Annotated in this window: 20 protein-coding genes; 12 read left to right on the top strand and 8 right to left on the bottom strand. The window is 68.0% G+C overall.

Translation table 11 applies throughout. From position 1 onward, the window contains the following. Nucleotides 1-32: 32 nt before the first annotated feature. From N4261_RS03465 to purE, 6 genes are all read right to left on the bottom strand, one after another. On the bottom strand, nucleotides 33-728 hold the full coding sequence (locus N4261_RS03465) for an OmpW/AlkL family protein (protein ID WP_261758829.1): 696 nt from the start codon (nucleotides 726-728) through the stop codon (nucleotides 33-35). A gap of 30 nt (nucleotides 729-758) precedes the next feature. After that, nucleotides 759-2,120: an alpha/beta hydrolase family protein gene (locus N4261_RS03460; protein ID WP_261758828.1), complete on the bottom strand. Its 1,362-nt coding sequence runs from the start codon at nucleotides 2,118-2,120 to the stop codon at nucleotides 759-761. A 414-nt stretch (nucleotides 2,121-2,534) separates the two neighbouring features. After that, a complete protein-coding gene (locus N4261_RS03455) occupies nucleotides 2,535-3,476 on the bottom strand; it encodes an SGNH/GDSL hydrolase family protein (RefSeq protein WP_261758827.1) in 942 nt (313 codons plus the stop codon). Nucleotides 3,477-3,497: 21 nt separating this feature from the next. After that, entirely contained in the window at nucleotides 3,498-4,550 is a 1,053-nt protein-coding gene (locus N4261_RS03450; protein ID WP_261758826.1) for an L-threonylcarbamoyladenylate synthase, read from the bottom strand. Nucleotides 4,551-4,576: 26 nt separating this feature from the next. Beyond that, entirely contained in the window at nucleotides 4,577-5,737 is a 1,161-nt protein-coding gene (locus N4261_RS03445; protein WP_261758825.1) for a 5-(carboxyamino)imidazole ribonucleotide synthase, read from the bottom strand. Continuing rightward, nucleotides 5,737-6,201, bottom strand: coding sequence for a 5-(carboxyamino)imidazole ribonucleotide mutase (gene purE, locus N4261_RS03440; protein ID WP_261760596.1), 465 nt, complete (start codon nucleotides 6,199-6,201; stop codon nucleotides 5,737-5,739). The genes N4261_RS03445 and purE overlap by 1 nt, the downstream gene beginning before the upstream one ends. Nucleotides 6,202-6,371: 170 nt before the next feature. Here purE and N4261_RS03435 point away from each other — a divergent pair, with 170 nt between their 5' ends. Both N4261_RS03435 and N4261_RS03430 read left to right on the top strand, forming a co-directional pair. Continuing rightward, nucleotides 6,372-7,331: a tetratricopeptide repeat protein gene (locus N4261_RS03435; protein WP_261758824.1), complete on the top strand. Its 960-nt coding sequence runs from the start codon at nucleotides 6,372-6,374 to the stop codon at nucleotides 7,329-7,331. Between the two features lie 99 nt (nucleotides 7,332-7,430). Further along, on the top strand, nucleotides 7,431-8,252 hold the full coding sequence (locus tag N4261_RS03430) for a hypothetical protein (RefSeq protein ID WP_261758823.1): 822 nt from the start codon (nucleotides 7,431-7,433) through the stop codon (nucleotides 8,250-8,252). 97 nt (nucleotides 8,253-8,349) lie between these two features. On the opposite strand, the gene N4261_RS03425 is transcribed toward N4261_RS03430, so the two are convergent. Further along, on the bottom strand, nucleotides 8,350-9,114 hold the full coding sequence (locus N4261_RS03425; RefSeq protein WP_261758822.1) for a DeoR/GlpR family DNA-binding transcription regulator: 765 nt from the start codon (nucleotides 9,112-9,114) through the stop codon (nucleotides 8,350-8,352). Nucleotides 9,115-9,381: 267 nt separating this feature from the next. Between N4261_RS03425 and N4261_RS03420 the strand changes: the two genes are divergently transcribed. The 10 genes from N4261_RS03420 (at nucleotide 9,382) to N4261_RS03375 (ending at nucleotide 21,642) form a co-directional block, all read left to right on the top strand. Further along, the gene (locus N4261_RS03420; protein WP_261758821.1) at nucleotides 9,382-11,658 is read left to right on the top strand and encodes a TonB-dependent receptor domain-containing protein; all 2,277 of its coding nucleotides are present in this window, start codon (nucleotides 9,382-9,384) and stop codon (nucleotides 11,656-11,658) included. Nucleotides 11,659-11,662: 4 nt separating this feature from the next. Continuing rightward, nucleotides 11,663-12,943 carry an alkaline phosphatase D family protein gene (locus N4261_RS03415; protein WP_261758820.1) on the top strand — a complete coding sequence of 427 codons (1,281 nt, stop codon included), beginning with the start codon at nucleotides 11,663-11,665 and terminating at the stop codon, nucleotides 12,941-12,943. Continuing rightward, nucleotides 12,943-14,019, top strand: coding sequence for an ABC transporter substrate-binding protein (locus N4261_RS03410; RefSeq protein WP_261758819.1), 1,077 nt, complete (start codon nucleotides 12,943-12,945; stop codon nucleotides 14,017-14,019). The genes N4261_RS03415 and N4261_RS03410 overlap by 1 nt, the downstream gene beginning before the upstream one ends. After that, the gene (locus N4261_RS03405) at nucleotides 14,016-14,927 is read left to right on the top strand and encodes an alkaline phosphatase family protein (protein WP_261758818.1); all 912 of its coding nucleotides are present in this window, start codon (nucleotides 14,016-14,018) and stop codon (nucleotides 14,925-14,927) included. Before N4261_RS03410 ends, N4261_RS03405 begins: the two co-directional genes overlap by 4 nt. Further along, nucleotides 14,924-15,757: a hypothetical protein gene (locus N4261_RS03400; protein ID WP_261758817.1), complete on the top strand. Its 834-nt coding sequence runs from the start codon at nucleotides 14,924-14,926 to the stop codon at nucleotides 15,755-15,757. Before N4261_RS03405 ends, N4261_RS03400 begins: the two co-directional genes overlap by 4 nt. Beyond that, nucleotides 15,754-16,623 carry an ABC transporter permease subunit gene (locus N4261_RS03395; RefSeq protein WP_261758816.1) on the top strand — a complete coding sequence of 290 codons (870 nt, stop codon included), beginning with the start codon at nucleotides 15,754-15,756 and terminating at the stop codon, nucleotides 16,621-16,623. Before N4261_RS03400 ends, N4261_RS03395 begins: the two co-directional genes overlap by 4 nt. 131 nt (nucleotides 16,624-16,754) lie before the next feature. Then, nucleotides 16,755-17,750, top strand: a complete 996-nt coding sequence (locus tag N4261_RS03390) for an ABC transporter ATP-binding protein (RefSeq protein ID WP_261758815.1) — start codon at nucleotides 16,755-16,757, stop codon at nucleotides 17,748-17,750. A 467-nt stretch (nucleotides 17,751-18,217) separates the two neighbouring features. Beyond that, a complete protein-coding gene (locus N4261_RS03385) occupies nucleotides 18,218-19,063 on the top strand; it encodes a hypothetical protein (protein ID WP_261758814.1) in 846 nt (281 codons plus the stop codon). A gap of 126 nt (nucleotides 19,064-19,189) precedes the next feature. Next, nucleotides 19,190-20,023: an enoyl-CoA hydratase-related protein gene (locus tag N4261_RS03380; RefSeq protein ID WP_261758813.1), complete on the top strand. Its 834-nt coding sequence runs from the start codon at nucleotides 19,190-19,192 to the stop codon at nucleotides 20,021-20,023. A gap of 503 nt (nucleotides 20,024-20,526) precedes the next feature. Then, a complete protein-coding gene (locus N4261_RS03375; protein WP_261758812.1) occupies nucleotides 20,527-21,642 on the top strand; it encodes an extracellular catalytic domain type 1 short-chain-length polyhydroxyalkanoate depolymerase in 1,116 nt (371 codons plus the stop codon). 61 nt (nucleotides 21,643-21,703) lie between these two features. Here the strand turns inward: N4261_RS03375 and N4261_RS03370 are convergent, their stop codons facing one another. Next, nucleotides 21,704-22,852, bottom strand: coding sequence for a hypothetical protein (locus N4261_RS03370; protein ID WP_261758811.1), 1,149 nt, complete (start codon nucleotides 22,850-22,852; stop codon nucleotides 21,704-21,706).

Raw genomic sequence — 22,852 nt, 5'->3', positions numbered from 1 at the left:
CCTGGATGGGCCCGTCGGGGCGATCCCCCCGGTTAGAAGGTGTAGCCGAGCGACAAAGAGGTGACGACCGGGCGGAAGTTGATCTTCGTGCTCAGTTCCTCGACGCCGTCCTTGGTGGTCGTGTACGACCGCATGGTGCTGCGCACATCGGCATAGGCCATGGTGCCGACCAGCGACCAGTTGCGTCCGTACTGAACCACGAAGCCCGCATGCGCGGCCGGCCCCCAGGAGTTGGTCAGCGTGATGCGGGTCGGACCGCCACTGATCGCGTCACCGGTGGGCGTGCTGCGCTTCTTCTCGAAGTAGGTGTAGTTCAGACCCACGCCGACAAAGGGGTGCAGCTTGGGCAGCACTTCCTTGAAGTGGTAGTTCAGGAACACCGTCGGCGGCATCTGACGCACCACGGCGATCTGGCCGGCATTGGCCAGCACGCCGTTGCCGTAGATCTTGTGCGAGGGCGGAATGCCCAGCACCACTTCGCCGCTCAGGCGATCGGTCATGCGATAGACATAGCCGAAGCCGGTCGTGGTCGCATTGCCGACGCGGATCTGCGCGCCCGGCGCCGGGAAGGCCTTGTTGCCGGACAGCGGCGCGGCCTTGCTGTTCACATCGATGTGGGCCAGGCCCAGATAGAAGGTGTGGCTGCCGACAGCGGCCTCCTCGGCGCTTGCCGCGCCGGCCATGGCCAGCAGCGCCGCGCCCAGGATGAGGGAAATGTTCTTCTTCATGACTCGTGTCTCCTTGCTGATCGCCTTGGCTTACTGGCCGGCGGCCAGGACCGTCTGGAAGTAGCCGCGCACCAGGGCGTTGCAGAAAGGCGGCACCAGGGTGCCGTGGTAAGCGGCGGTGGCGCCGGTACCGGCGGCGGCCTTGGCCTGCTGGAATCCACCGTAGACGAGGTCACCCGACGCACCGGCCGGCAACGTCGCGCGCGATTCCAGGTTGAAGGCCGGGTAGGCCTTGCCGCGGCTCAGGAAGTCCGCCTGGGCATCGGTGGTGTTGAAGAAGAACACGGTCGGATCCTGGGCACCGCCGCACATCGCCATCGGGGCCTTCGGGGTCCAGCCCAGCAGCGTGTTGGTCTGCAGCGCCTTGCGGAAGTTGGAGGCTGCATAGCCGGTACGGAACGAATCCGTCAGCAGGCCGCCGGTGCCGAACAGCTTGGTGAAGGTGGCGTCTGCGGGCAGCTTGCCTTCGGTGATCAGCTGGGTGAGGGATTCGGTCGACGGGAACAGGGTCTCGGCGGTGGCCGCGTACGGCGATTGATAGACCTCGGTCGGGCTGCTGTAGATGTTGCCGTAGGCCTTCTGGTAGCTGGTCAGCTGCAGCGGCAGGAACAGCGTTGCACCGGCGTTGATGGTGCCGCCGGTGACGGCGTCGCCCATCTTCACCAGGTTGTACGGGCCGGACATCGGACCTGCGGCGGTCACGGTGAACTCGGACGCGTAGTCACGCTCGATGACTTTCTGCGTGGCCATGGCCACGTGGCCGCCCTGCGAGTAACCGGTGATCAGCAGCTTGGACGAGGGCTTGGAGGCGCCTTCCACGGCCAGGTGCGCCTTGGCTGCGCGCAGGCCGTCGACCATGTCGATCGCCGACGACTCGGCATTCAGATAGGGCGTGTACTGCAGGCCGGAGCGGTCATAGCCCATGTAGTTCGGGGCCACGACGATGAAGCCCTGGGCGGCATAGAACGCCATCACCAGCGAGCCTTCGGCGTTCGTGTCGACCTGGGCCATGTTGAAGGCCTTGTCGGTCGTCGTGCCGTGGGCATAGAGCACCACCGGACGCTGGCCGGAGCAGGCGGCATCGGTGCCCGACGGCACAAACACACCCGCGGAGGCGGTGGCGGGATTGCCCTGCGGATCACGCGTCATGTAGTAGACGTAGCGGATCTCGACATCGCACTTGGCCGCGCCGGCCAGGGCGATGACGCCCTTGGCGGTCGTGCCGGCGTCGATCGTCGCCTTGGTCACGGTGGGAGCGGCCAGCAGGCCCAGCATCAGCGTGCCACGGGCAGGCGGCGGATCGTCGCGAGATTCATCGGTGCCGCCGCCGCAAGCGGTCAGCAGAACCGAAGCGGCCAAGGCCAGGCCGCCCAGGGTGAATTGGCTTTTCATTCAGACTTCTCCAGGGTTGTCTCCGTCGGCTGTGCTCCCCGGGGGAGAAGTGGGGGCACCAAATCGAACGGTCGTTCGTTTTTCTAAGCGGTCACTATAAGGGCAGGGCAATCCACGTACTTAAACGTAAAAACCCTGACACGCCGTCAGCATGCCAGGGTCTCGAGGGGGCCCGACACCAGGACGAGGCGCATCTGCAACAGTGTTGTCATGACTGTGCGATAGCAACCCCACATGCCTGTCGGCGGGCGGTTTATTCCCACCCAAATGCGTGGGTCGATGCGCGACATCGTCGATCCCAGCGCCCATGAAAAAAGGGCCGGCAGCAACGCCTGGCCCTTTAGGGTGACGCGATCCACGCGCGTCGTGTTCCGTACGGCAGCGGCACTCAGGCGCCGCCGCCTCGTCGACGGATCAGAACGGGTTGTTCCTCGCCCGGGTCCGCGCCGAGTTGTAGATGTACGCATGCGCGCCGGGCGCCAGCAGCGTGTCACTGGCCCACATCCAGGTGGTGGCGGTGGCGTTGGTCGCCAGGGTCTTGTCGGTGCAGACCGGCGGCAGCGCGCTGGTCAGGCAAGCCGCGTCGGTGGAATTGCTCATGCCATAGGACGACGGGTATCTCGCCATGGTCTGGGTCAGCTCATCGGACAGGATCAGGCCGATCATCCGGCCGTCGTTGATGATCTTCAGACGCAGGCCGACATTGAAGCGGCGGGACAGCTCGCTCAGCAGCGCCGCGCGGTCGGTGTCGGCATGGGCTGCCTTTTCCTTCACCGCATAGGGCGTGTAGCCGATGTCCTGCATGGTCGACAGGATGACCTTGCCGCCGCCATTGGCGATGCGGTTGACCTGAGCAGCCAGCGCTTCACCCCGCGCTTCGGCGGCGTTGCCAAGCGTGTTGGCATCCTGGGCGCCGAACTGTCCGTAGAGCTCCAGGATGTCGTTGGCGCCGGCCAGCACGGTGACCAGGTCCTTGCCGTTGAAGCCATCGAGCGCGAACTGGCGATCGATCTGTGCGGCCACATCCGCCACCTTTGCCCCCGCTGCGGCGTACATGACACCCGTCGTCGCGGCCAAGTTGGACGTATTGCATTCTTTGAACACCAAACCGAAATCGCTGGCCAGGGATTGGTTCCAGATCGGATTGACGGTGCACGACACCAGGTTGGTGGTCGTGTTCACACCGTTGATGCTGTACTTGGTGCCGTCCGAGCGCAGCACGCTGGTCTCGTCACCGAAGCTCAGGATACGGGTGGGCTTGAACTCTTCGATCTGCTCGCTGCCGCCGCCACAGGCGGTCAGCAACGCGGTCGCCCCCAGCAGGCAGCAGGCCAGGTGGCGCTTCAAACTCTTCATGAACACTCCAAATCGTCTAACTCAGCGCGGCACAAACGCCGCGGCAGCGCGGGACAACCGGTCCCGCACCCCATCCCAGGCCGCCTCGTCAGGCGGTGTCTCGACCCAGATCTCACTGGCGCCTTCGGCATCCAGTTCCCGCAGCACGGCGAACAGCTGTCGCGCTGCCGCACGCGCTTGAGCGGGCATGGGGCGATACAACGCATCGCCCACGTCCAGCGCCGTGCGGGAATATACCGCCAGCCCCGAAGGTCGTGCTGCCTCACCCGCCGCAGCCGGCGATGTGGTCACGGCGTCGGTACCGATTTTTCCATCCGCCGCGCTTGGCTGGACCTTCAACGCGGCACGCAGCGCCTCGGTGGACATCAAGCGCACCACGGCGCGCGGCGCGTAGTGCGCCGCCAGAGTGCCGGAGGCGCGCGGCGCCTGGGCATCGGGCGCCTGCAGGGGCACGCCGGCGGCGGCTTCGATCTGTTCCGGCGTCAGCACGCCCGGGCGCAGCAGCACCGGTCGGCCTCGACTGCAATCGACGATGGTGGACTCGATGCCCACATCGCAGGCCCCGCCATCCAGCACCAGCAGGCCAGGATCGAATTCATCGGCCACATGTTGGGCCAAGGTGGGACTGACACGTCCGAAGCGGTTCGCACTCGGCGCGGCCAGGCCTTCGACCCCCAGTTCGCGGCATTGCGCCAGCAGCGCCCGTGCGACGGGATGGGAGGGGCAGCGCAGGCCGACCGAGTCCTGCCCGCCGGCGGCGGCGGCCGCCATGCCGGGGGCCCGGCGCACGATCAAGGTGAGCGGGCCCGGCCAGAAGGCCTGGATCAGGCGATGCGCGACGTCCGGCACGTCCTGCGCAAACACGCGGGCGGCCGACTCGTCCAGCACATGGACGATGAGCGGGTGGTCGCTGGGCCGGCCCTTGGCGGCGAAGATCTTCGCGACCGCTGCATCCTGGTCGGCACGCGCCGCCAGACCGTAGACGGTCTCGGTCGGCATGCCGACCAGCTCGCCGTGAGCGAGCGCCTCGGCGGCGCGGCGCACCGCCTGGGGATCCTGGCCGTCCAGCACCATGGTGGGGTCTCCGTCGACGGTCCGGCTCACCATTCGGACGGCAGACCGAGCAGCGCACAGGCCTGGCGAGCCGAAGCACGGGCCGCCTCGGCCGTGGCGCCGATCAGGTTCAGGTGGCCCATCTTGCGGCCCGGACGCGCCTGCGCCTTGCCGTACAGATGCAGCGAGGCGCCCGGCAGAGCCAGCACGCCGGCCCAATCGGGCGTGCGTTCGACCCCCTGCGCATCGAACCACAGATCGCCCAGCAGATTCAGCATCACCACCGGCGAGTGCAGCCGCGGCTCGCGCAGCGGCAGACCGGTCATGGCGCGGACCTGCATCTCGAACTGCGACAGGTCGCAGGCGTTCATCGTGTAGTGGCCGGAGTTGTGCGGACGCGGCGCCATCTCGTTGACGACCAGCCGGCCGTCCTTGAGCACGAAGAACTCCACGCACAGCACGCCCACATAGCCCAGGCCAGAGGCGATCGCAGCGGCCGATTCACGCGCCTGAGACTGCAGCGCCGCATCGACCTGCGGAGCCGGCACCTCGGTGACGGCCAGAATGCCGTCCCGATGCAGGTTCTGCTGGACCGGGTAGGTGACGACCTGGCCGTCGGCGCCCCGCACCACCAGCACGCTCAGTTCGAGCGCCAGCGGCAGCATCTGCTCCAGCACGCAATCGACCTCGCCGAGCTCGCTGAAGGCCTCGGCGAGCTGGAGACGATCGGTCACCCGACGCTGGCCCTTGCCGTCATAGCCCAGGCGGGCGGTCTTGAGGATGCCGGGGAGCAGGCTGTCCGGCACCGTCGCCAGATCCGCGGGGCTCCGCAGCACCGCGTAAGGGGCGCAGGCGACCCCGCTGGCATCGAAATGGGCCTTCTCGCGCGCACGGTCCTGGCAGACGGCCACGGCGCTGGCGCCCGGCGCCACCACCCGGCTTTGCGCGAGTTGCTGCAGCGCCTGCGCAGGCACGTTCTCGAATTCGGTGGTGATCGCGTCGCAGCGGCGCGCGAGTTCGCGCAGCGCGGCGGGATCGAGGTAATCGGCCCGCAGATGCTCATGCGCCACCGCGCCGGCGGGGCTGGCGGCATCCGGGTCCAGCACCAGGCAGGTGTAGCCCAGCGACTGCGCGGCCTGCACGAACATGCGGCCGAGCTGGCCGCCTCCCATCACGCCCAGCGTGGCGACACCCGGCAGCAGCGGCATCAGCGCAGCTCCTCGGTCATCGCCGTGGCGGCGGCGGTCTGACGTTCGCGGAAGGCCGCCAGCTTGTCGCGCAGCGCGGCATCTCCGCTGGCCAGCAGGGCCACCGCGAACAGCGCGGCATTGCCGGCGCCGGCGGTGCCGATGGCGAAGGTCGCCACCGGGATGCCCTTGGGCATCTGCACGATGGAATGCAGCGAATCGACGCCCTGCAGATGGCGGCTGGCCACCGGCACGCCCAGCACCGGGACCAGGGTCTTGGCGGCCAGCATGCCCGGCAGGTGGGCAGCGCCGCCCGCGCCGGCAATGATCGCGCGCAGGCCGCGGCCCTCGGCGGACTCGGCATAGCGGAACATCTCGTCGGGCATGCGGTGGGCCGATACCACCTTCGCTTCGAAGGGCACGCCGAACTCGGTGAGAATGTCGGCAGCGTGCTTCATGGTCTCCCAGTCGCTGCTGGAGCCCATCACCACGCCGATGAGGGGGGCGATGTCGGGGGCGGTGGCACTGCTCACGGGTCGGTCCTGATCGTCAATCGTGAAACCTTGAATTGTAGGCGGCCTACCCCGAGATGCCGTCATCGTGGCCTCGATGCCGCGATCCGCCACTCCGGCCCACCTGCTCCGATCGCCCAGACATGACCGACATCACCCTGCAAAACTTCGAAACCGAGCTGCTGCAAGCCTCCATGCAACAGCCGGTGCTGCTGGACATCTGGGCCCCGTGGTGCGGCCCCTGCCGCTCGCTCGGCCCGATGCTGGAAAAGCTGGAGGTGGCCTATGCCGGCCGCTGGAAGCTGGCCAAGCTCAACAGCGACGACCAGACCGAGATCGCCACCCAGCTGAGCCAGGCCTTCGGCGTGCGCTCGATTCCGTTCTGCGTGATGTTCGTCGGCGGCCAGCCGGTGGACGGCTTCGTCGGCGCGATCCCCGAGGCCCAGATCCGCGAGTTCCTGGACCGCCATGTGCCCTCCGGCGAGGCGCTGGAAGCCGAAGAGGACCTGGCCGAAGCCCAGGCGCTGATGGAAGACGGCGACAACGAGGGCGCGCTCGAGAAACTGCAAGCCGCGGTGCATGCCGATCCGGCCAACGAGACCGCCCGCTTCGACCTGGTCCGCGCGCTGCTGGAGAACGACGACCTGGCCCATGCCAAGGCCGCCTTCGCGCCGGTGGCCGCCCAGGCCGCCGACACCATCACCCCGCATGCCCGCTTCGCCGCGCTGGCCACCTGGATCGCCGCCGCCGAGCGCGCTGAGCAAGGCCTGGACCCGGCCGGCCTGCAAGCGGCGATCTCGGCCAACAAGCGGGATTTCGATGCCCGCTTCGCGCTGGCGCAAGGCCTGCTGGCCGGCCGCGACTTCACCGGCGCGATGGACGAGCTGCTGGAAATCATCATGCGCGACAAGGCCTGGAGCGAGCAGCTCGCCCGCAAGACCTATGTCGCCATCCTCGAGCTGATGACCAAGCCTGCCCCCGCCGCGGCGGCCGCGTCGCCCGAGGCCCGCGGCGGCCTGCAGCTGTCCGGTCCGAGCACGGTCGCTTCGTCCGATCCACTGGTGGACCAGTACCGCCGCAAGCTGAGCATGGCGCTGTTCTGAGGGCGGCGTCCCCAGAGCATGGGGCGACATCGCACCGTCGACCGGCTTCAGGCATGACCCCGCTGGGTCACACTGGGGCCAGGTCTTCCGGAGATGCTGATGCCCACCGATCGCTCCCGAAGCGGCGCCGGCCGCCGCACCCTCCCCGCGCCCACCTCGCCGGCGCTGACACGTGCGATGGCACAGGCCGTCGCGCTGGCCGCCTGGCTCGTGCCGATCGGCTCGCAGGCGCAGGTCACGCCGTCCGATGTTCAGGATCTCGTGGGCGTGCGGGCGCCGGGCGGTGAATCCGAGCTCGCCTCTCGGGGCTATGTGAACGTCGGCGGTCGCAAGGGCGACGACCGGGCCTGGACCTTCTGGTGGAACGACCGCCGCGGGGTATGCCTGTCGGTCGCCACCCGCGAGGGACGTTATGAATCGCTGGTGTCCACGCCCGCCGCGGATTGCGGTCAGGACAGCCGCCGCGGCGCCAATGCCGGCATGACTGCTGGCGACACATCCGGCGCGGACACCCCTGACCGCCTCGTCCTGATCTGCTACGGCGACGGCCAACGTCCGACCGCAGAGAACAAATATGGCTACGAGTGGGACAACAAGTCCCGGCGCTACGTGCCCCGGGATCGCACCGAATGGACCACCGAGCATTTCGACACCTCGGTCACGCTGGAGATCGACGGCGACCGCGGACGCATCCGGCCGGCCAAGAACATGGTGCCGCCGCTGCATGACTCGGCCGACAACGGCTGGTACAGCCTGCGCAATGTGGCGGTGACGGCGGAAGAGATCCGAGCCGAGTTCACCTTCAACGGATTCAATCGTCCCAAGCTGAAGGTGGACCGGCGCAACGGCCACATCTCGCTGGAAGGCATGAGCCACTTCACCGGCACCTGTGACCGCGCCGATGCCGCTCGGCGGTTCTGAGGCCCTGACGCGTTGACGCGGCCGAGCGCCTCATCCGTGGCGCCACCTCCGCTCCAGATCCGCCACGTCTCACTCGCCGCTTCTCAGTCGCCGCTTCTCAGTCGCCGCTCATCACCTGCCCCACCCCGCTGCGGCGCAGCCGGTCCAGCGACTGCGGATCCGCCTCGGCGTCGGTGACCAGCACGTCGATGTCCACGCACAGGCAGACCTGCATTCGGCTGCATTGCCCGAGCTTGCTCGCGTCGGCCAGCAGCACCCGCTGACGTGCACGCGCCAACATGGCCTGAGCCACCGCCACCTCGGCCGAGACATAGCTGGTGGCGCCGTGCGCCGCGTCGATCGCGGTGGGCGAGAGCAAGGCCACATCCACTCGATGCCGCGCGATCTCCGCCACGGTGAATTCGCCGAAGGTGGCCGAGACGTCGCTGGCGTACTCACCGCCGAGCAACACCAGCTCATGCGCACGCCGACTGGCGAGGGCCTGGGCCACGCCGACTGAATTGGTGATCACCTTCAGCCCGCCGGCCTGGGCCAGCACCTGCGCCAGCGCGTGGGTGGTCGAGCCCGCATCGATGAAGCAGCTCATGCCCGGACGCAGCAGCGTGGCCGCCAACCGCGCGATGGCCTGCTTCTGCCGAAGCCGGGACTGGGTGCGCTCGGCATAGCTGGGCTCCTCCGGCACATGGGCCGGTACCGCGCCGCCGTGCACCCGGCTGAGCTTGCCGGTCTGCGCCAGCTCGATCAGATCGCGGCGCACCGTCTCGCGCGAGACGCCGAGTTCGCGCGCCGCCATTTCTGTCGTCAAACGCCGTCGCTCCTTGAGCAGCAGCAGGATCCTGTCGTGTCGTTCTTGGGACCACATCGATCTCATCGTCTCCCTGGGGTCGGCCGCCCGCAGCCTGAACCGCGGGAGCAAGGGCCACATTGGTCCAGGCCCGCAAGGAAGCTTCATGACAGTTTGAGGATATTTCTGTGAAGTTGTGGATTTCCAGCGTGCGTGTGTTTTTTTGTGTGTTTGTCGTTGTGTTGTCGTGTTGATTTGTGAGAGTCCGCTCCGGTTTGGAACTCCCCCGGGATCGCGCCGACGTGCCGTTCCCTCCCCCTCCCTCCGCACCACGAGAACGACACCATGAAGCACCCGTTGATGCCCACCGTCCTGGTCCTGTCCCTGAGCCTGGCCTATGCGCTGCCGGTCTTTGCCCAGTCCACCTCATCCTCATCATCATCCACCGCCTCGGATGTGACCAGCGCCGCGGCCGAACGCACGGAACTGGAACGCGTGACGGTCACCGTCGGACGCGGCCAGTTGCGCTCGGTGCAAGGCCTGAGCCAGCTCGAATTCGAAAACGCCACGGCCGGCACCAGTCCGCTGCAGACCGTTGCTCGCCTGCCCGGCGTGAACTTCCAGGCCGCCGACGGCCTGGGCAACTACGAGTGGTCCACCCGGTTCACCGTGCGCAGCTTCTCGCAGAACCAGGTGGGTTTCACCCTGGACGATGTGCCGCTGGGCGACATGTCCTACGGCAACTTCAACGGCCTGCACATCAGCCGCGCCATCTCCAGCGAGAACGTGGGCCGCGCGCTGCTCTCGCAGGGCGCCGGTGCGCTGGACGCGGCGTCCTCCAGCAACCTGGGCGGCACGCTGCAGTTCTATTCCGCCGATCCGTTGACGAAGTTCGGGGTGCGCCTGTCGCAAACCCTGGGCAGCGATTCGAATCGCCGCACCTTCCTGCGCCTGGACTCCGGCACCACCGCCCTGGGCGAAGCCTTCATCAGCTACACCAACCAGAACGCCGACAAGTGGAAGGCCGATGGCGAGCAGCGCCTGGAACAGTGGAACCTGAAGTGGGTCAAGACCGCCGGCGAGCATCGCTTTTCGGCTTTCCTGAACACCTCGCGCCGCCAGGAAGTGGATTACCAGGATCTGTCGCTGGACCTGATCAAGCGCAAGGGCGACACCCTGGACAATTTCTACCCTGACTTCGCGGCCGCGGTGAAGGCCGCCAACACCTTGTGCGGCGCCAACGGCAGCACCTATGTCGCCGCCTGCGACGACCAGTACTACGCCGGTGCGGGCCTGCGCAATGACGAACTGGCCGGCGTGAGCGCCGACCTGCGCGTGGCCGCCAACACCCGCTGGAAGACCACCGCCTACTACCACCACAACAAGGGCATGGGCCTGTGGTTCACGCCCTACCAGGCTTCGCCGGACGGCACGCCGGTCTCGGTGCGCACCACTGAATACAGCATCCACCGCTGGGGCGTGGTGTCCAACGCGGAGATGGAACTGGGCGATCACCTGGTGCGCGCCGGCCTCTGGTTCGAGGACAACGACTTCGACCAGGCCCGCCGCTTCTACGCCGCCACCGCCGCGCGCGTGCCGAGCGTCTACAAGTTCCCCAGCAATCCCTTCCTGACCCAGTGGCAGTACGCGTTCAACACCAAGACCGCGCAGTTCTCGCTGTCCGACACCTGGGCGGTGACGAAGGACCTGAGCATCGGCGCCGGCTTCAAGTCGCTGCGGGTGGGGACCGACGGCACGCTGGAGATCGGCTCCGGTCCGTCGGGCAGCATCACCGCGAAGAAGGGCTTCCTGCCGCAGCTGGGCCTGAACTACCGCCTCTCCGCCAACAACGAACTCTTCGCCACCGCCGCGCGCAACATGCGCGCCTACCAGGCCGCCGCCACCGGCACCTCGCCCTACGCCACCACCGCCGCGGGCTTCGATGCGATCAAGGGCTCGCTCAAGCCCGAGACCTCGGACACCTTCGAAGCCGGCTGGCGCACCAGCGGCCGGGGCTATGAGGGCTCGGTCAGCGCCTACCTGGTCAACTTCAAGGACCGCCTGCTGAGCGTGCAGCAGGGCTCCGGCATCCAGGGCAATCCGGTGGTGCTGTCCAATGTCGGCGATGTGCGGGCCACCGGCGTCGAAGGATCGCTGTCGTTCCGCCTGAGCCCGACCCTGAGCTGGTACAACAGCCTGAGCCTGTCCAAGTCCGAATACCGCGACGACCTGGTCAGCAACGGCGTGGCGGTGCCGATCAACGGCAAGCGGGTGACCGATTCGCCGGACACGATGTTCAAGTCGCAGCTGGGCTATGACGACGGCGCGATGTATGGCTCGATCGGAGTGGATTACATGTCCAAGCGCTACTACACCTACACCAACGACAACTCGGTGCCGGACCGCACGCTGGTCAACCTGAGCGCGGGCTACCGGCTGAAGAACGTCGCCATGCTGCGCGAGCTGAGCCTGCAGGGCAGCGTCAGCAACCTGCTGGACAAGCACACCATCTCCACCATCGGCAGCAACGGCTTCACCAACAGCGATCCGACCGGCACCTACGCCACGCTGCTGCCGGGTGCGCCGCGTCAGTTCTACCTGACCCTCACCGGCAAGTTCTGACGCCATGGTCCGCGCTTCCCACCTGACACGCCGGCAGTTGCTGCTGGCAGGATCGCTGGCCACGCCGCTGGCCGGCTGCGCGGTGCCTGAGGGCACCACGCCGGCCGGCCCGGCGACGGGCGATGTCGCGATTGCCGACGGTTCGCCGGCACCGCGCCGGTTCCGGATCGGTTTCGGCTCCTGCGCCAAGCAATCCAAGCCGCAGCCGATCTGGCGCGCCATCGGTGCAGCGAAGCCGGACCTGTTCGTCTTTCTCGGCGACAACCTCTACGCGGATGCACGCGACGCCGCCACCCTGCGCCAGCGCTATGCCGAGTTCATGGCGGTGGCGCCGCTGCAAGACTTCCGCCGCACCACGCCGCATCTCGCAATCTGGGACGACCATGATTTCGGCGATGACGACGAGGGCGCGGACTATCCGCTCAAGCAGCTCTCTCAGCAGCTGTTCTGCGATGCCTGGGGCGAGCCGGCGGATTCACCCCGCCGACGCGCCGACGGCATCTACCAGAGCAATGTGTACGAGGCCTTCGGCCGCCGCATCCAGGTGATCCTGCCGGACCTGCGCTTCAACCGCAGCGCACTGACCGCCGATCCGTCGCTCAAATCCAGCTATGCGGCGATGGTGCTGCGGGCCAAGCTCAGCGGTCAGCCGATGACCGGCTGGTATGTGCCCGATCCCTCGCCGAAGGCCACGATGCTCGGCGAAGCCCAATGGCAATGGCTGGAAGCGCAATTGCGGGTGCCGGCCGATGTGCGCTTGATCGGCTCCAGCGTGCAGTTCGCCGCCGAAGGCAGCGGCTGGGAGTGCTGGGCCAACTTTCCGCATGAGCGGGCGCGACTGATCAACCTGATCCGGGACACCGGCGCCAACGGCGTGGTCTTCCTGAGCGGGGACATGCACTACGCCGAGATGTCCAGCCTGCCGGTGGAGGGCAGCTATCCGCTGTGGGACGCCACCTCCAGCGGCCTGACCGAGGTCTGGGACATTCCGACGCCGAACCGCAACCGCCGCTCGGCGGTGGTGGCGGAGCTCAACTTCGGCCTGCTGGACATCGAACCGATCGACCCCATCGCCCCTCCTGCTGACGCACCCGGCGCGCACCCGGCCCATGGTCCTGCCGCCGGCGATCTTCGGCTGCGGTTCAGCCTGTGCGATGTGAACGGCCGGGCCAAGGTCACTCAGGTGCTGACGCTGTCCGACCTGCAACAGCCGCTCCCCGTTCGATCCGCCGCAGCCGACGGTCTGCCACCGACGGCCCACACTGCTGACAAGGAGACCACCTGATGCGCTGGTCACGACGCACGATGCTCCACACCCTGCCCGCCCTGTGCGGGCCCTTGGCCTTTCGGGCCATGGCGCAGGCTCAGCAATCCCAGGCGCTGGAGGCGCTGATCGCGGCGGCGCGACGCGAGGGTCGTGTGCACAGCCTCGGCATGCCGGACGACTGGGCCAACTGGCGCGCCACCTGGGCCGACCTTCAACGGCTCTACGGGCTCGCGCATGTCGACACCGACATGAGCAGCGCCGAGGAGATCGCGAAGATGGAGGCCGAAAAGGCCAGCGCGAGCGCGGACATCGGCGACGTCGGTTTCGAGTTCGGGCCCATCGCCAAGGCGCGCGGCATCACCCAGCCCTATCAGCCCAGCACCTGGGCCCAGATTCCGGATTGGGCCAAGGATGCGGAGGGCCACTGGGCGCTGGCCTACACCGGCACCATCGCCTTTGCGGTCAATCGCAAGCGGCTGCCCCAGGTGCCGCGCAGCTGGCAGGCGCTGTTTGCCAGCAAGGCGCGCGTGCTGATCGGCGAGGTCGGCCGCGCGGCTCAATCCAATGCCGCCGTGCTGGCAGCGGCCGTGGCACTGGGTGGCGATGAAACCCGCCTGCAGCCGGCGCTGGCCGCCTTCGCCCGACTGGCCCAGGACAAACGCCTGGTCAACGTCAACGCCAGCCCGGCGCTGATGGAGCGCGCCGAGGCGGACGTCTTCCTGCTGTGGGACTTCAACGCCCTGTCCTACCGCGCCAAGCTGCCGAACGCGTCGGACTATGAGGTGCTGATTCCGTCCGATGGCTCGATCACCAGCGGCTACACCACGGTGATCAATCGCCATGCGCCGCATCCGAATGCGGCCAAGCTGACCCGCGAGTTCATCTTCAGTGATGCGGGCCAACTCAACCTGGCCCGCGGCCATGCCCGGCCGATCCGCATCGCGCAGTTGGCGCTGCCCGCCGATCTGCAGGCGCTGCTGGTGCCGGCGGCCCAGTACGCCAAGGCGCGGGCGCTCAAGCCCGGTGTGTGGACCGAAGAAGTGAAGAAGCTGCCGCGCGTCTGGCAGCGGGATGTGCTGGGAGCCGCCCGATGAATGCGCTGGCGCGCGAGGTCCCGCCCGGCGCGTCGCGCTCGTTGGTCGTGCTGCTGGCGGACGGCCTGCGCGCCGACACCGCACGCGACTACATGGGCTATCTCCAGGCCCTGAAGGAAGCGGGGCGCGCCCAGTGGTCCTCGCTGCGTTGCGAGTTGCCCAGTCTTTCGCGGCCGCTGTATGCCACCGTCATCAACGGCGAGCCGCCGCTGAGCCACGGCATCCTCGGCAACGGCCAGGCCGGTGAGCGATTGAGCCGGCATCTGTTCCAGGCCCTGGCGCATCACGGCGTGCCCAGCGCGGTCGCTGCCTATCACTGGTTCTATGAGTTGCTGGCGGGGGAACGCTTCGATCCCCTGCAACACCGCGACGCGATTCCGCCGGGCTGCGGCATCACGGCGGCACGCTGGTACTGGGAGGACGACTATCCCGACAGCCACCTGCTGGCGGATGCCGAATCCTTGCGGCGATCGCATCTGCCGCGCGACACGCCCTCGCTGTTGTTCATCCATCCAATGGGCCCGGACCTGGCCGGCCATCTGCACGGCGGCGAATCGACCGCCTACGCGATGAGCGCCCGCAAGCTCGACATGCTGCTGGCGCAATGCCTGCCCCGCTGGCATGCCGCCGGCTACGACCTGCTGCTGACCAGCGACCACGGCATGCATGCGGACCGCATGCACGGCGGCCCGCTGGCGGTGGAGCGCGAGGTGCCGCTGGTCTGGGCGCCCCACGATGCCGGCTCGGTGACGATGGCCCTGCCCGATCAGCAAACCGGCGTGGCGGGTTGGATCCTGGCGCGGCTGGGCGTTCACGACTGGACGCCTGGTGCTGGTGCTGGCGTTGGCGCTGGCGTTGGCGCTGGCACGCCCCGGGCCGCAGCGGTGCCACCGCGTGGCGACGCATGACGCTGTCGTCCCGAACCGCTTGGTGGCTCACGCTGCCGTTGACCGTGCTGATCGGCGGCGCCTTGCTGTTGCCCTTCGGCTGGCGCGCCGCTGCCATTCTTGTGGACTGTGTGGGCTTCGGCGGTGACTGCGCCCTGGGCGAGCTCACCTCGGATGGCTACTACTTGGAGGCCGCCTGGAACACGCTGTGGCTGTCCGCCGTGTCGGCGCTGCTCGGGCTGGCGATCGGGCTGGGCGCGGCGATTGCGCTGCTCAGGCGGCCGTCGCTGGCTCGTCCGGTGCTGCTGCTCTCCAGCCTGGGGGCAAACTTCTCCGGCGTGCCGCTGGCGGTGGCGCTGCTGCTGCTCTTCGGCGCGCAGGGCGTGATCACGCTGGCGATGCAGGCCATGGGCATGGCACCGGTGGTGGACCTGCAAGGCCTGGGCGGGCTGCTGATGGCGTATGTCTGCTTCCAGGCGCCGCTGGCGGCCCTGCTGCTGATCGCGCCCGTGCGGATGCTGGACCTGAGCCTGCTGGATGCCGCCGCCACCCTGGGCGCGAGCCCCGGGCTGTATTGGCGGCGGGTGGGGCTGCCGCTGTTGTTGCCGAGTTTGGTGGAGGTGTTCGGCCTGCTGTTCGCCAATGCGGCCGCCGCGTTCGCGACGCCGTTCGCGCTCAATGGCACGGCGGCGCATGTGCTGGCGGTGCGCATCGCCGCGCTGGTCAGCGGCGACATCTTTTCGCAACCCGAGCTGTCGGCCTGGCTGGCGCTGCTGCTGTTCGCGATGCTGGTGACGGTGATCGGCCTCAGCCGGGTTCTTGCGACACGGCTACGCAGGGGGCACGCATGACGGCGCATCTGCCACTGGCCGACATGTCCCCGCAGCGACGGGTCCCACGCGCCGCATGGCCTGCGTCATCGACCGGTGCCTTGATCCTGCTGCTCGTCGCGGTGCTGGTGCCCATGGCCGCCCTGCTGGTCTATGGCATCACCGAACGCTGGGACCGCCATTGGTGGCCGGAAGACCCCACACTGCGCTGGATGGCCGAAGCGATCGGGGATCCGCGCGTGCAGGCCGCCGTGGGGCGCACGACGCTGCTGGCGCTGGCGAGCGCCGCACTGGCGCTGATCAGCGGCGCGTTGGCGACGATTCCGGCGGCGCTGGTCGCGCAGATCGATCCGGGCGCCGCATCGCGCCGCCTGATGCGCATGCTGGATTTGCTCGCGCTGCTGCCCTTCGCGATCGCACCGGTGGTGATCGCGATCAGCGCACTGGAGTTGTTCGTCGGACGCTGGGGTGGCTGGCTGCCGCTGCCGGTGGTGTATATGGCGGTGGTCGCGCCGACGCTGTTTCCGCTGATTCACAAGACGCTGCAATCCGCGCTGTCCCAATTGGGCGCCGGCGCCTTGATCGAAGCCGGCCGCACGCTGGGCGCCACCGATGGCGTGACGGTGCGCCGGGTGCTGCTGCCGATGCTGGCGCCGGCCTTGTTGGCAGCCTTCCTGCTGGCCTGGGTGACAGCGGCGATGGAGTTCGCCATCGCCAACCTGCTGCTCGGCGGCCAGATGGAATTGCTGCAACCGCTGATGAACAGCCTGCGCAACGTCAACGGCCATCAAGCCGCCGCGCTGATGGCGCTGGCCTTTGCCGGGGTGGCGCTCATCGTCACCCTGGTGGCGATGCTGACTCAACGATGGAATCCACGGTCCCCATGAACGAACCAGGCGCCTCCGCCGCGATGTCTCACCCGCCGATGACCGATGCGGCGCCATCGGCTCCGCCCTCAACGGCAACGCAGAGACCTGCTCCATCCACCGCGTCCGCTGGGGCGCCACCGCAGCTCGCGGTGCATCGCGCCCGTCTGGCACTGGGCGGTCGCGCGGTACTGCAGGACATCGACCTCCGCCTGGCGCGGGGCGAGGTGGTGGCCTTGCTCGGCGCGTCGGGCTGCGGCAAGACGACGTTGCTGCGCTCGATCGCCGGCCTGCAAGCGTTGGATGCAGGGCGCATCGAGATTTCCGGCCAGGACATCACCACCCTGCCGGCACGGCACCGTGACATCGGCATGGTGTTCCAGCACTACGCGCTGTTCCCCAACCTGACGGTGCGGGAGAACATCCGCTTCGGTCCGCTGGCGCGGGGCCAGGAGGCTGCGCTGGCCGACGCCCGTGCCGATGAGCTGCTGACCCTGATCGATCTCCACCCGCTGGCCGATCGCCTGCCGCAGCAGCTCTCCGGCGGGCAGCGGCAACGGGTGGCCTTGGCGCGGGCGCTCGCGACCCGGCCGACGCTGCTGCTGATGGATGAGCCCTTCTCCGCGTTGGACGAGCATTTCCGGCTGCCGCTGCGGCGTCAGTTCCGCAGGTTGCAGCGCGAGCTCGGCCAGAGCTGCCTCATCGTCACCCACGACCGGGAGGAGGCCTTCGAGCTGGCCGATCGGGTGGCGGTGATGTTCAACGGCGTCATTGCGCAATGTGCGTCCCCGCGTGAACTGCGGCGCGCGCCGGCGAACCGGCGGGTGGCGGACTTTCTCGGCATGTTCAATCGGCTGGATGCACGCACGGTGGAGGGCCCATGGCGGCGCGATGGCGGCCACTGGATCGCGCCCACCGAGGCCCTCGCGCTGGACGACGCCGTCACCGCATCCGGGTCCGACCGGATGTCGATCCCCGTGACCTTGCGGGCCTGCTATCCCGGTCAGCAGCGGGTGGCCTGGGAGCTGGAAACGCCCGGCGGCGAAACGCTCACCCTCTGGCGCGACCACGACACGCCGGAGCCTGCGCCCGGGACGCCGCTGCGCGTCGCGATCGCGGAGTCGGCGTTGAGGTGGATTGAGGATTGAGCGAACGGCAAGAAGCGTTCGCTGATGCCCCCGACATCACCACCAAGCCGAATGCGCCGTGAGCGGGCCATTGGCTCTCTCGTTGAACTGGCGTAGCGAATTCAGGTGTCGAAGCGCTCAGTCTTGCGACGCTGAGACAAGTTGGTAGAGGCAAAGGCTACAGCGCCAAAACCAGCGCCCGCTACGATTGATTTTCTTCAGATGCCCGCTTCAGGATGCTGCTGTGGCCGCGTCAACGCGAGCTCATCGTCAGGGGCGCGCTGTGGCAACTCAAGGCCATGGGCCCAAGCCAATGGGCCTCAGAAAGCACAACGCCACCCAATGGGTGGCGCAGGCTCTGGTACGGAAAGGGGCATCACCAGTTTGGGCCCAAACGGGCTTGGCGGCACCTGGCCTGAGCCAGGTTGGGAGCGGCGGATCCTTCCGTCTATGGGCTGGAGTATAGCGACGGTCAGAGAGAGAAGCCAATGCCCTACCAAGCATTCCTGGAGTCACACTCGGCGCCCCGCAGTGGCGTGTACAGGCGTGTGTTCCGCACCTTGACGGCTGAAGAAACGGCGGGCGCGGTACTGTGGGCGCAGTCCATGAGCATGGCGCTCCAGTCACTGATGCAGACATTCGAGGTGACCCTTCGCAACCGGATTCATCTGAGTCTTTCAAGACAATCCACCGAAGGAACATCGACCCCCAGCGATTCCTTTGCTTGGTATGACCACCAACTCGGCCATCACAAGCTCGAGGGAGAAACCTTCCTCAAGGTGGAACGGCTCCTCTGCGACGAACAGATGGTTCGCCTTGAACGCCAGCCCAAGCCAGATCGCGTGGTGGCCGCACTGCCGTTCGGCGTGTGGCCCAACATCCTTGAGCAGCAACTCCCGACCCCCACGGTGCAGGCGAGGACGTTTTTCGAGGTGTTCCCGCACTTCCCCCGGAAACCCCGGAAGCATTGGAATCATGCCGAGAACCGAAAGACCGCGATCGACAAGGTCAAAGGTGTCAAAGCTTGGCGTAACCGGATCGCTCACTGCAAACCGGTGTGGAGCGAAGGCTGGTACCGCGTCAGCCCTTCGCAACACTGGACCGAGCTCTTGGAAAGGGTCAAAGGGCGACACACCGAGTTGCTGGAAGTCCTTGGTTGGATGTGCCCACCGACCGTCGAGGTCTACAGAAAGAGTTACTGCGGACGCCTCTTCGGTCAACTCATCAGCGAGCAGGCCGTGCTGGCTCACATCGTGCAGCCTCAAGTCCCCGACATTGGCCCCTGCTCCCCTGTCGCGGATCCCGAAGCGATGAAGGCATACAAGGCGAGGTAGGGGCCATGACGATCGGAAAACGCGGCTCCACGTGCAGGGTGACACCTGGATGACTCCGCTGCACGCAGGCCACAGCTAGCATCGTCCCTCACGAACACGCTGGTCGACCAGCTCACGGAGACGCCCATGGACTGCCTTTCCTTGACCGAAGACGCCGGTGTCGCCCATCTGGTGCTGAATCGCCCGGATGAGATGAACACGATGTCTCCCCAGTTGTGGCGCGAACTCGAGGACGCGCTGCAACAGCTGCATCGCAGTCCCACGCTGCGGGCGCTGGTGATCTCGTCGACTGGCAAGCACTTCAGCGCGGGCATGTCCCTGGACGTCTTCAAGACCGGTGCGATCCAGCTCGATGACCGCAGTGCCGAGGGCCGTGCCGCCATCGTCGATCTGCTGGCCGACATGCAGCAGGCCTTCAATCGGCTGGACGACCTGCGGGTGCCCACCATCGCCGCGATCCACGGAGGCTGCATCGGCGGCGCGGTGGACCTGGTCGCCGCCTGCGACATCCGCCATGCGAGCGCAGACGCGTTCTTCTGCATCCAGGAAATCAACATCGGCATGACCGCCGACCTCGGCACGCTGCAGCGCCTGCCCAAGCTCATGCCGCTGGGCCTGGTCAAGGAGCTGGCCTACACCGGGCGTCGACTCGGCGCCATGCGCGCCATGGCCGCAGGCCTGGTCAACGAGGTGTTCGATTCACAGGCCGCGTGTGTGGACGCCGCGCTCCAATGCGCGCGGGAGATCGCACAGAAGCCGCCGGTGGCCGTGTGGGGCAGCAAGCAGGCGATCCATTACGCCCGCGATCACAGCGTCAAGGACAGCCTGCAGCAGATGGGCTGGCTGCAGGCGGCCATCTGGCAGAACAAGAACCTGATGGAGGCCTTCGCCGCGGCGCAGGCCAAACGGCCGACAGCGTTTCCCGATCTGGCACCGCTGAAGTTCTTCCGAGAAGGTTGACGGCGACCACCCGGCCGCCTGATCCAGCCCTTCCCGCATCCACCTCGCCATGTCCGGCAGCGCCGGCAGTCCCGGCAGCGTGAGCGATTTGCCAATCAGCAGCACGCCGGCATCCGGCGTCCAGCCGTGCAGCAACGCATGACGCAGACGCCTGGTGATGCCTGGCACTTTCGGGCCGGACGGCCGCACACGGCCTTTCACGCCGGCGTTCGGCTTTTCCCGCTAAGCATTCCGCCATGGAGGTGCATCAAGCTGACAGCGGTACAGCGGTACAGCGTGAGGATGCACCATCTGCGGGCCTTCACAACCCGTTGGCATGGCGCTTCAATTGCCCTGTGGGCGGGTGCGCCGTGTTCCGCGCGTGTCGCACCGATCCAGATCCGACCTTCTTGCATCGCTCGCCTCGCCCGCTGGTCGCGCGCCATCGGCGTCCTGTCGGCGGCTGCCCCTGACGGGCAGCCATCGGGCGCCATTCCTCACGTCCTGCCGAAAGCCCGAACCCCATGGCCAAACGATCCGCCGCAGCGTCCTTGAGAACCGCCTGGCAGCGGGGCATGCGCGCCATGACACGCCAGGTGGTGCGCGCCATGAAGACCGCCGCGCAAACGGGAACGTCGGCCGGAGCGAAAAGCCCCGCACTGGCTCGCGCCGTCACGGCGGGCGCCGCGAAGAAGCGGACCATCGCCCGGCCGCCGCCCGGCCCGGGCGAATGGATCGCCGGCATGGCGACGATCGGTACCGGTGTCCGACGTTTCCGTCTCTACCGACCGCCCGGCGTCGCCCCCGGTGAGCGATTGCCGCTGCTGGTGATGCTGCACGGCTGCGGCCAGGATGCCGAAGGCTTCGCGCGCAGCACCCGGATGAACCGTGTCGCGGGGCGCGAGCGGTTCCTGGTGCTGTACCCGGAGCAAAGCCGATTGGCCAATCCGCAGAGCTGCTGGAACTGGTTCGAGATCGAGTCCGGACGGGCCATGGGTGAGGCCGCCCTCATCCTCGGCGCCATCGATCAGGTCTGCCTGCTGCACGGCGCGGACCGGGCGCGCGTCGCCGTCGCGGGTCTGTCTGCGGGCGCGGGCATGGCGGCCTTGCTGGCCGCCTGGCATCCGGAACGCTTCAAGGCGGTGGTGATGCATTCGGGCGTGCCGCCGGGCGTCGCGCATTCGGCGACCTCGGCCTGGCGCGCGATGAAGGGCCAGCATCTGCGGGCGGCCTTGAACGCGGCAGAGCCGTCGATCGATCCAGCGGCCTCCGGCGCTTCGAACGGGGGGGCGAACGAGACGTCTGGCACGGCGCCTCGCGCACGGCCCCCGCTGCTGGTCATCCATGGCGGAGGTGACCGCGTGGTGGTGCCGGGCAATGGCCTGGCGGCGGCGATGCAATGGGCGCTCGCGGCGGGCGCGCCGACGCAGCGTTCACGCGCGGTGCGGCGGGGGCGACGTCACCCGATGACGGTGACCGACTTCAAGCGCGGCGCACGCACTGCGGCCACGCTGGTCGAGATCGAGGGCCTGGGCCACGCGTGGAGCGGCGGGGCCGCCAAGGAGCCCTTCAGCGATGCCGACGGGCCCGATGCCTCGCGGATGGTGTGGCGGTTTGTGGCGAAGCAGTTGCGGACGTGAGGCGCTGAAACGGTCATGCGCCGCCCGGCATCGCATCAGGCGCGTCAACACCTTCCAGCCCTCAAGCCTCCAACCCGCTCCCCGCCAGCACCTCGCGCCATTGCTGCTGCTGGGCCGAGAACTGCGCCCAGGCTTCATCCGCCAGCGCCTGGTGGCGATCGGCGTCGGCGGTTTCGCCGAGCAGGCGGAAGGTCTGAGCCAGGCGGCTGTGGGTGATGGCGCGATCGTCGAGCTCGCAGGTGGGATCGAGTTCGACCTCGGCTTCCCGCGCCTGCTGCAAGGCATGCTCGGGCTGACCGCTGTTGGCCCGGCACCAGGCCAGGTCCGACAGCAGGCTGCTGCCCAGGCGCTCCAGGCCCAGCGACATCGCCTGCGGCAGATGCTGCTCGTACAGGGTGCGGGCCTCCTCGAAACGGCCCTGCACCGTCAGCACCTGGGCGCGCAGGACCGGGGTCAGCTCATTCATCATGGCGGCACCGACGGCCTCGTCATAGTGACTGACCGAATCCACGCTCAGCAGCAGCTCCGAGCCCCGCGACGCCGGGCTGCACAGGCTCTCCCGGCGCACATGGGCCGCACGCATGCCGGCCATGTTGAACATCAGGGCGGACAGCGTGGCATCGTCGCCCTCGCTGGCCGCATGGCGGCGTGCGCGCAGATACCAGCGCTGCGCGGCTTCACTGTCGCCGGCGTAATGCCAGGACAGCCCCATCGCCATGCAGACCCGCGACTGCGCGACATGATGCTCCGGCCGGGCCGCCGCTAGGCAGCGCCGCGCGAAATCCACCGCCGACGCCGGCTCATGGCGAATGAAGGCCAGTTGCGACAGCCAGGCCGACGACAAGGCCTCCACTTCCACCAGCCCCGGATGCGTCGCGGCGATCGCATGGGCGCGCAGGATGCGGTCCTGCGCCGGCTGCACCGCGAAACCGTTGTAGTAGCTCATCAGCCCCTCGGCCAGATGCAGCCAGGCGCCGATCTCCGGATGAGGATGCTGGAAAGAGAGCTGATGCAGCGCGGTCAGCGCCTCCCGGGCCTCGGTCAGTGCGCCATGGCGCGCCAGCAGCATCGCGCGCTTGGCGCGGGCGCCGGCCGAGGCCATGGGGGACGCGGCGGAGGCGATGTCCCTGTCGAGCTGCTTGAGCAGCCGGGACTTGATCGCACCACCGGAAGAGGCATGTGCGGCGGCAGTGGCAGAGGCGGCGTCCAT

It is taken from the genome of Roseateles amylovorans, assembly GCF_025398155.2.
Classification (GTDB): domain Bacteria; phylum Pseudomonadota; class Gammaproteobacteria; order Burkholderiales; family Burkholderiaceae_C; genus Roseateles; species Roseateles amylovorans.
This window is presented reverse-complemented; position numbering and strand designations above follow the sequence as displayed.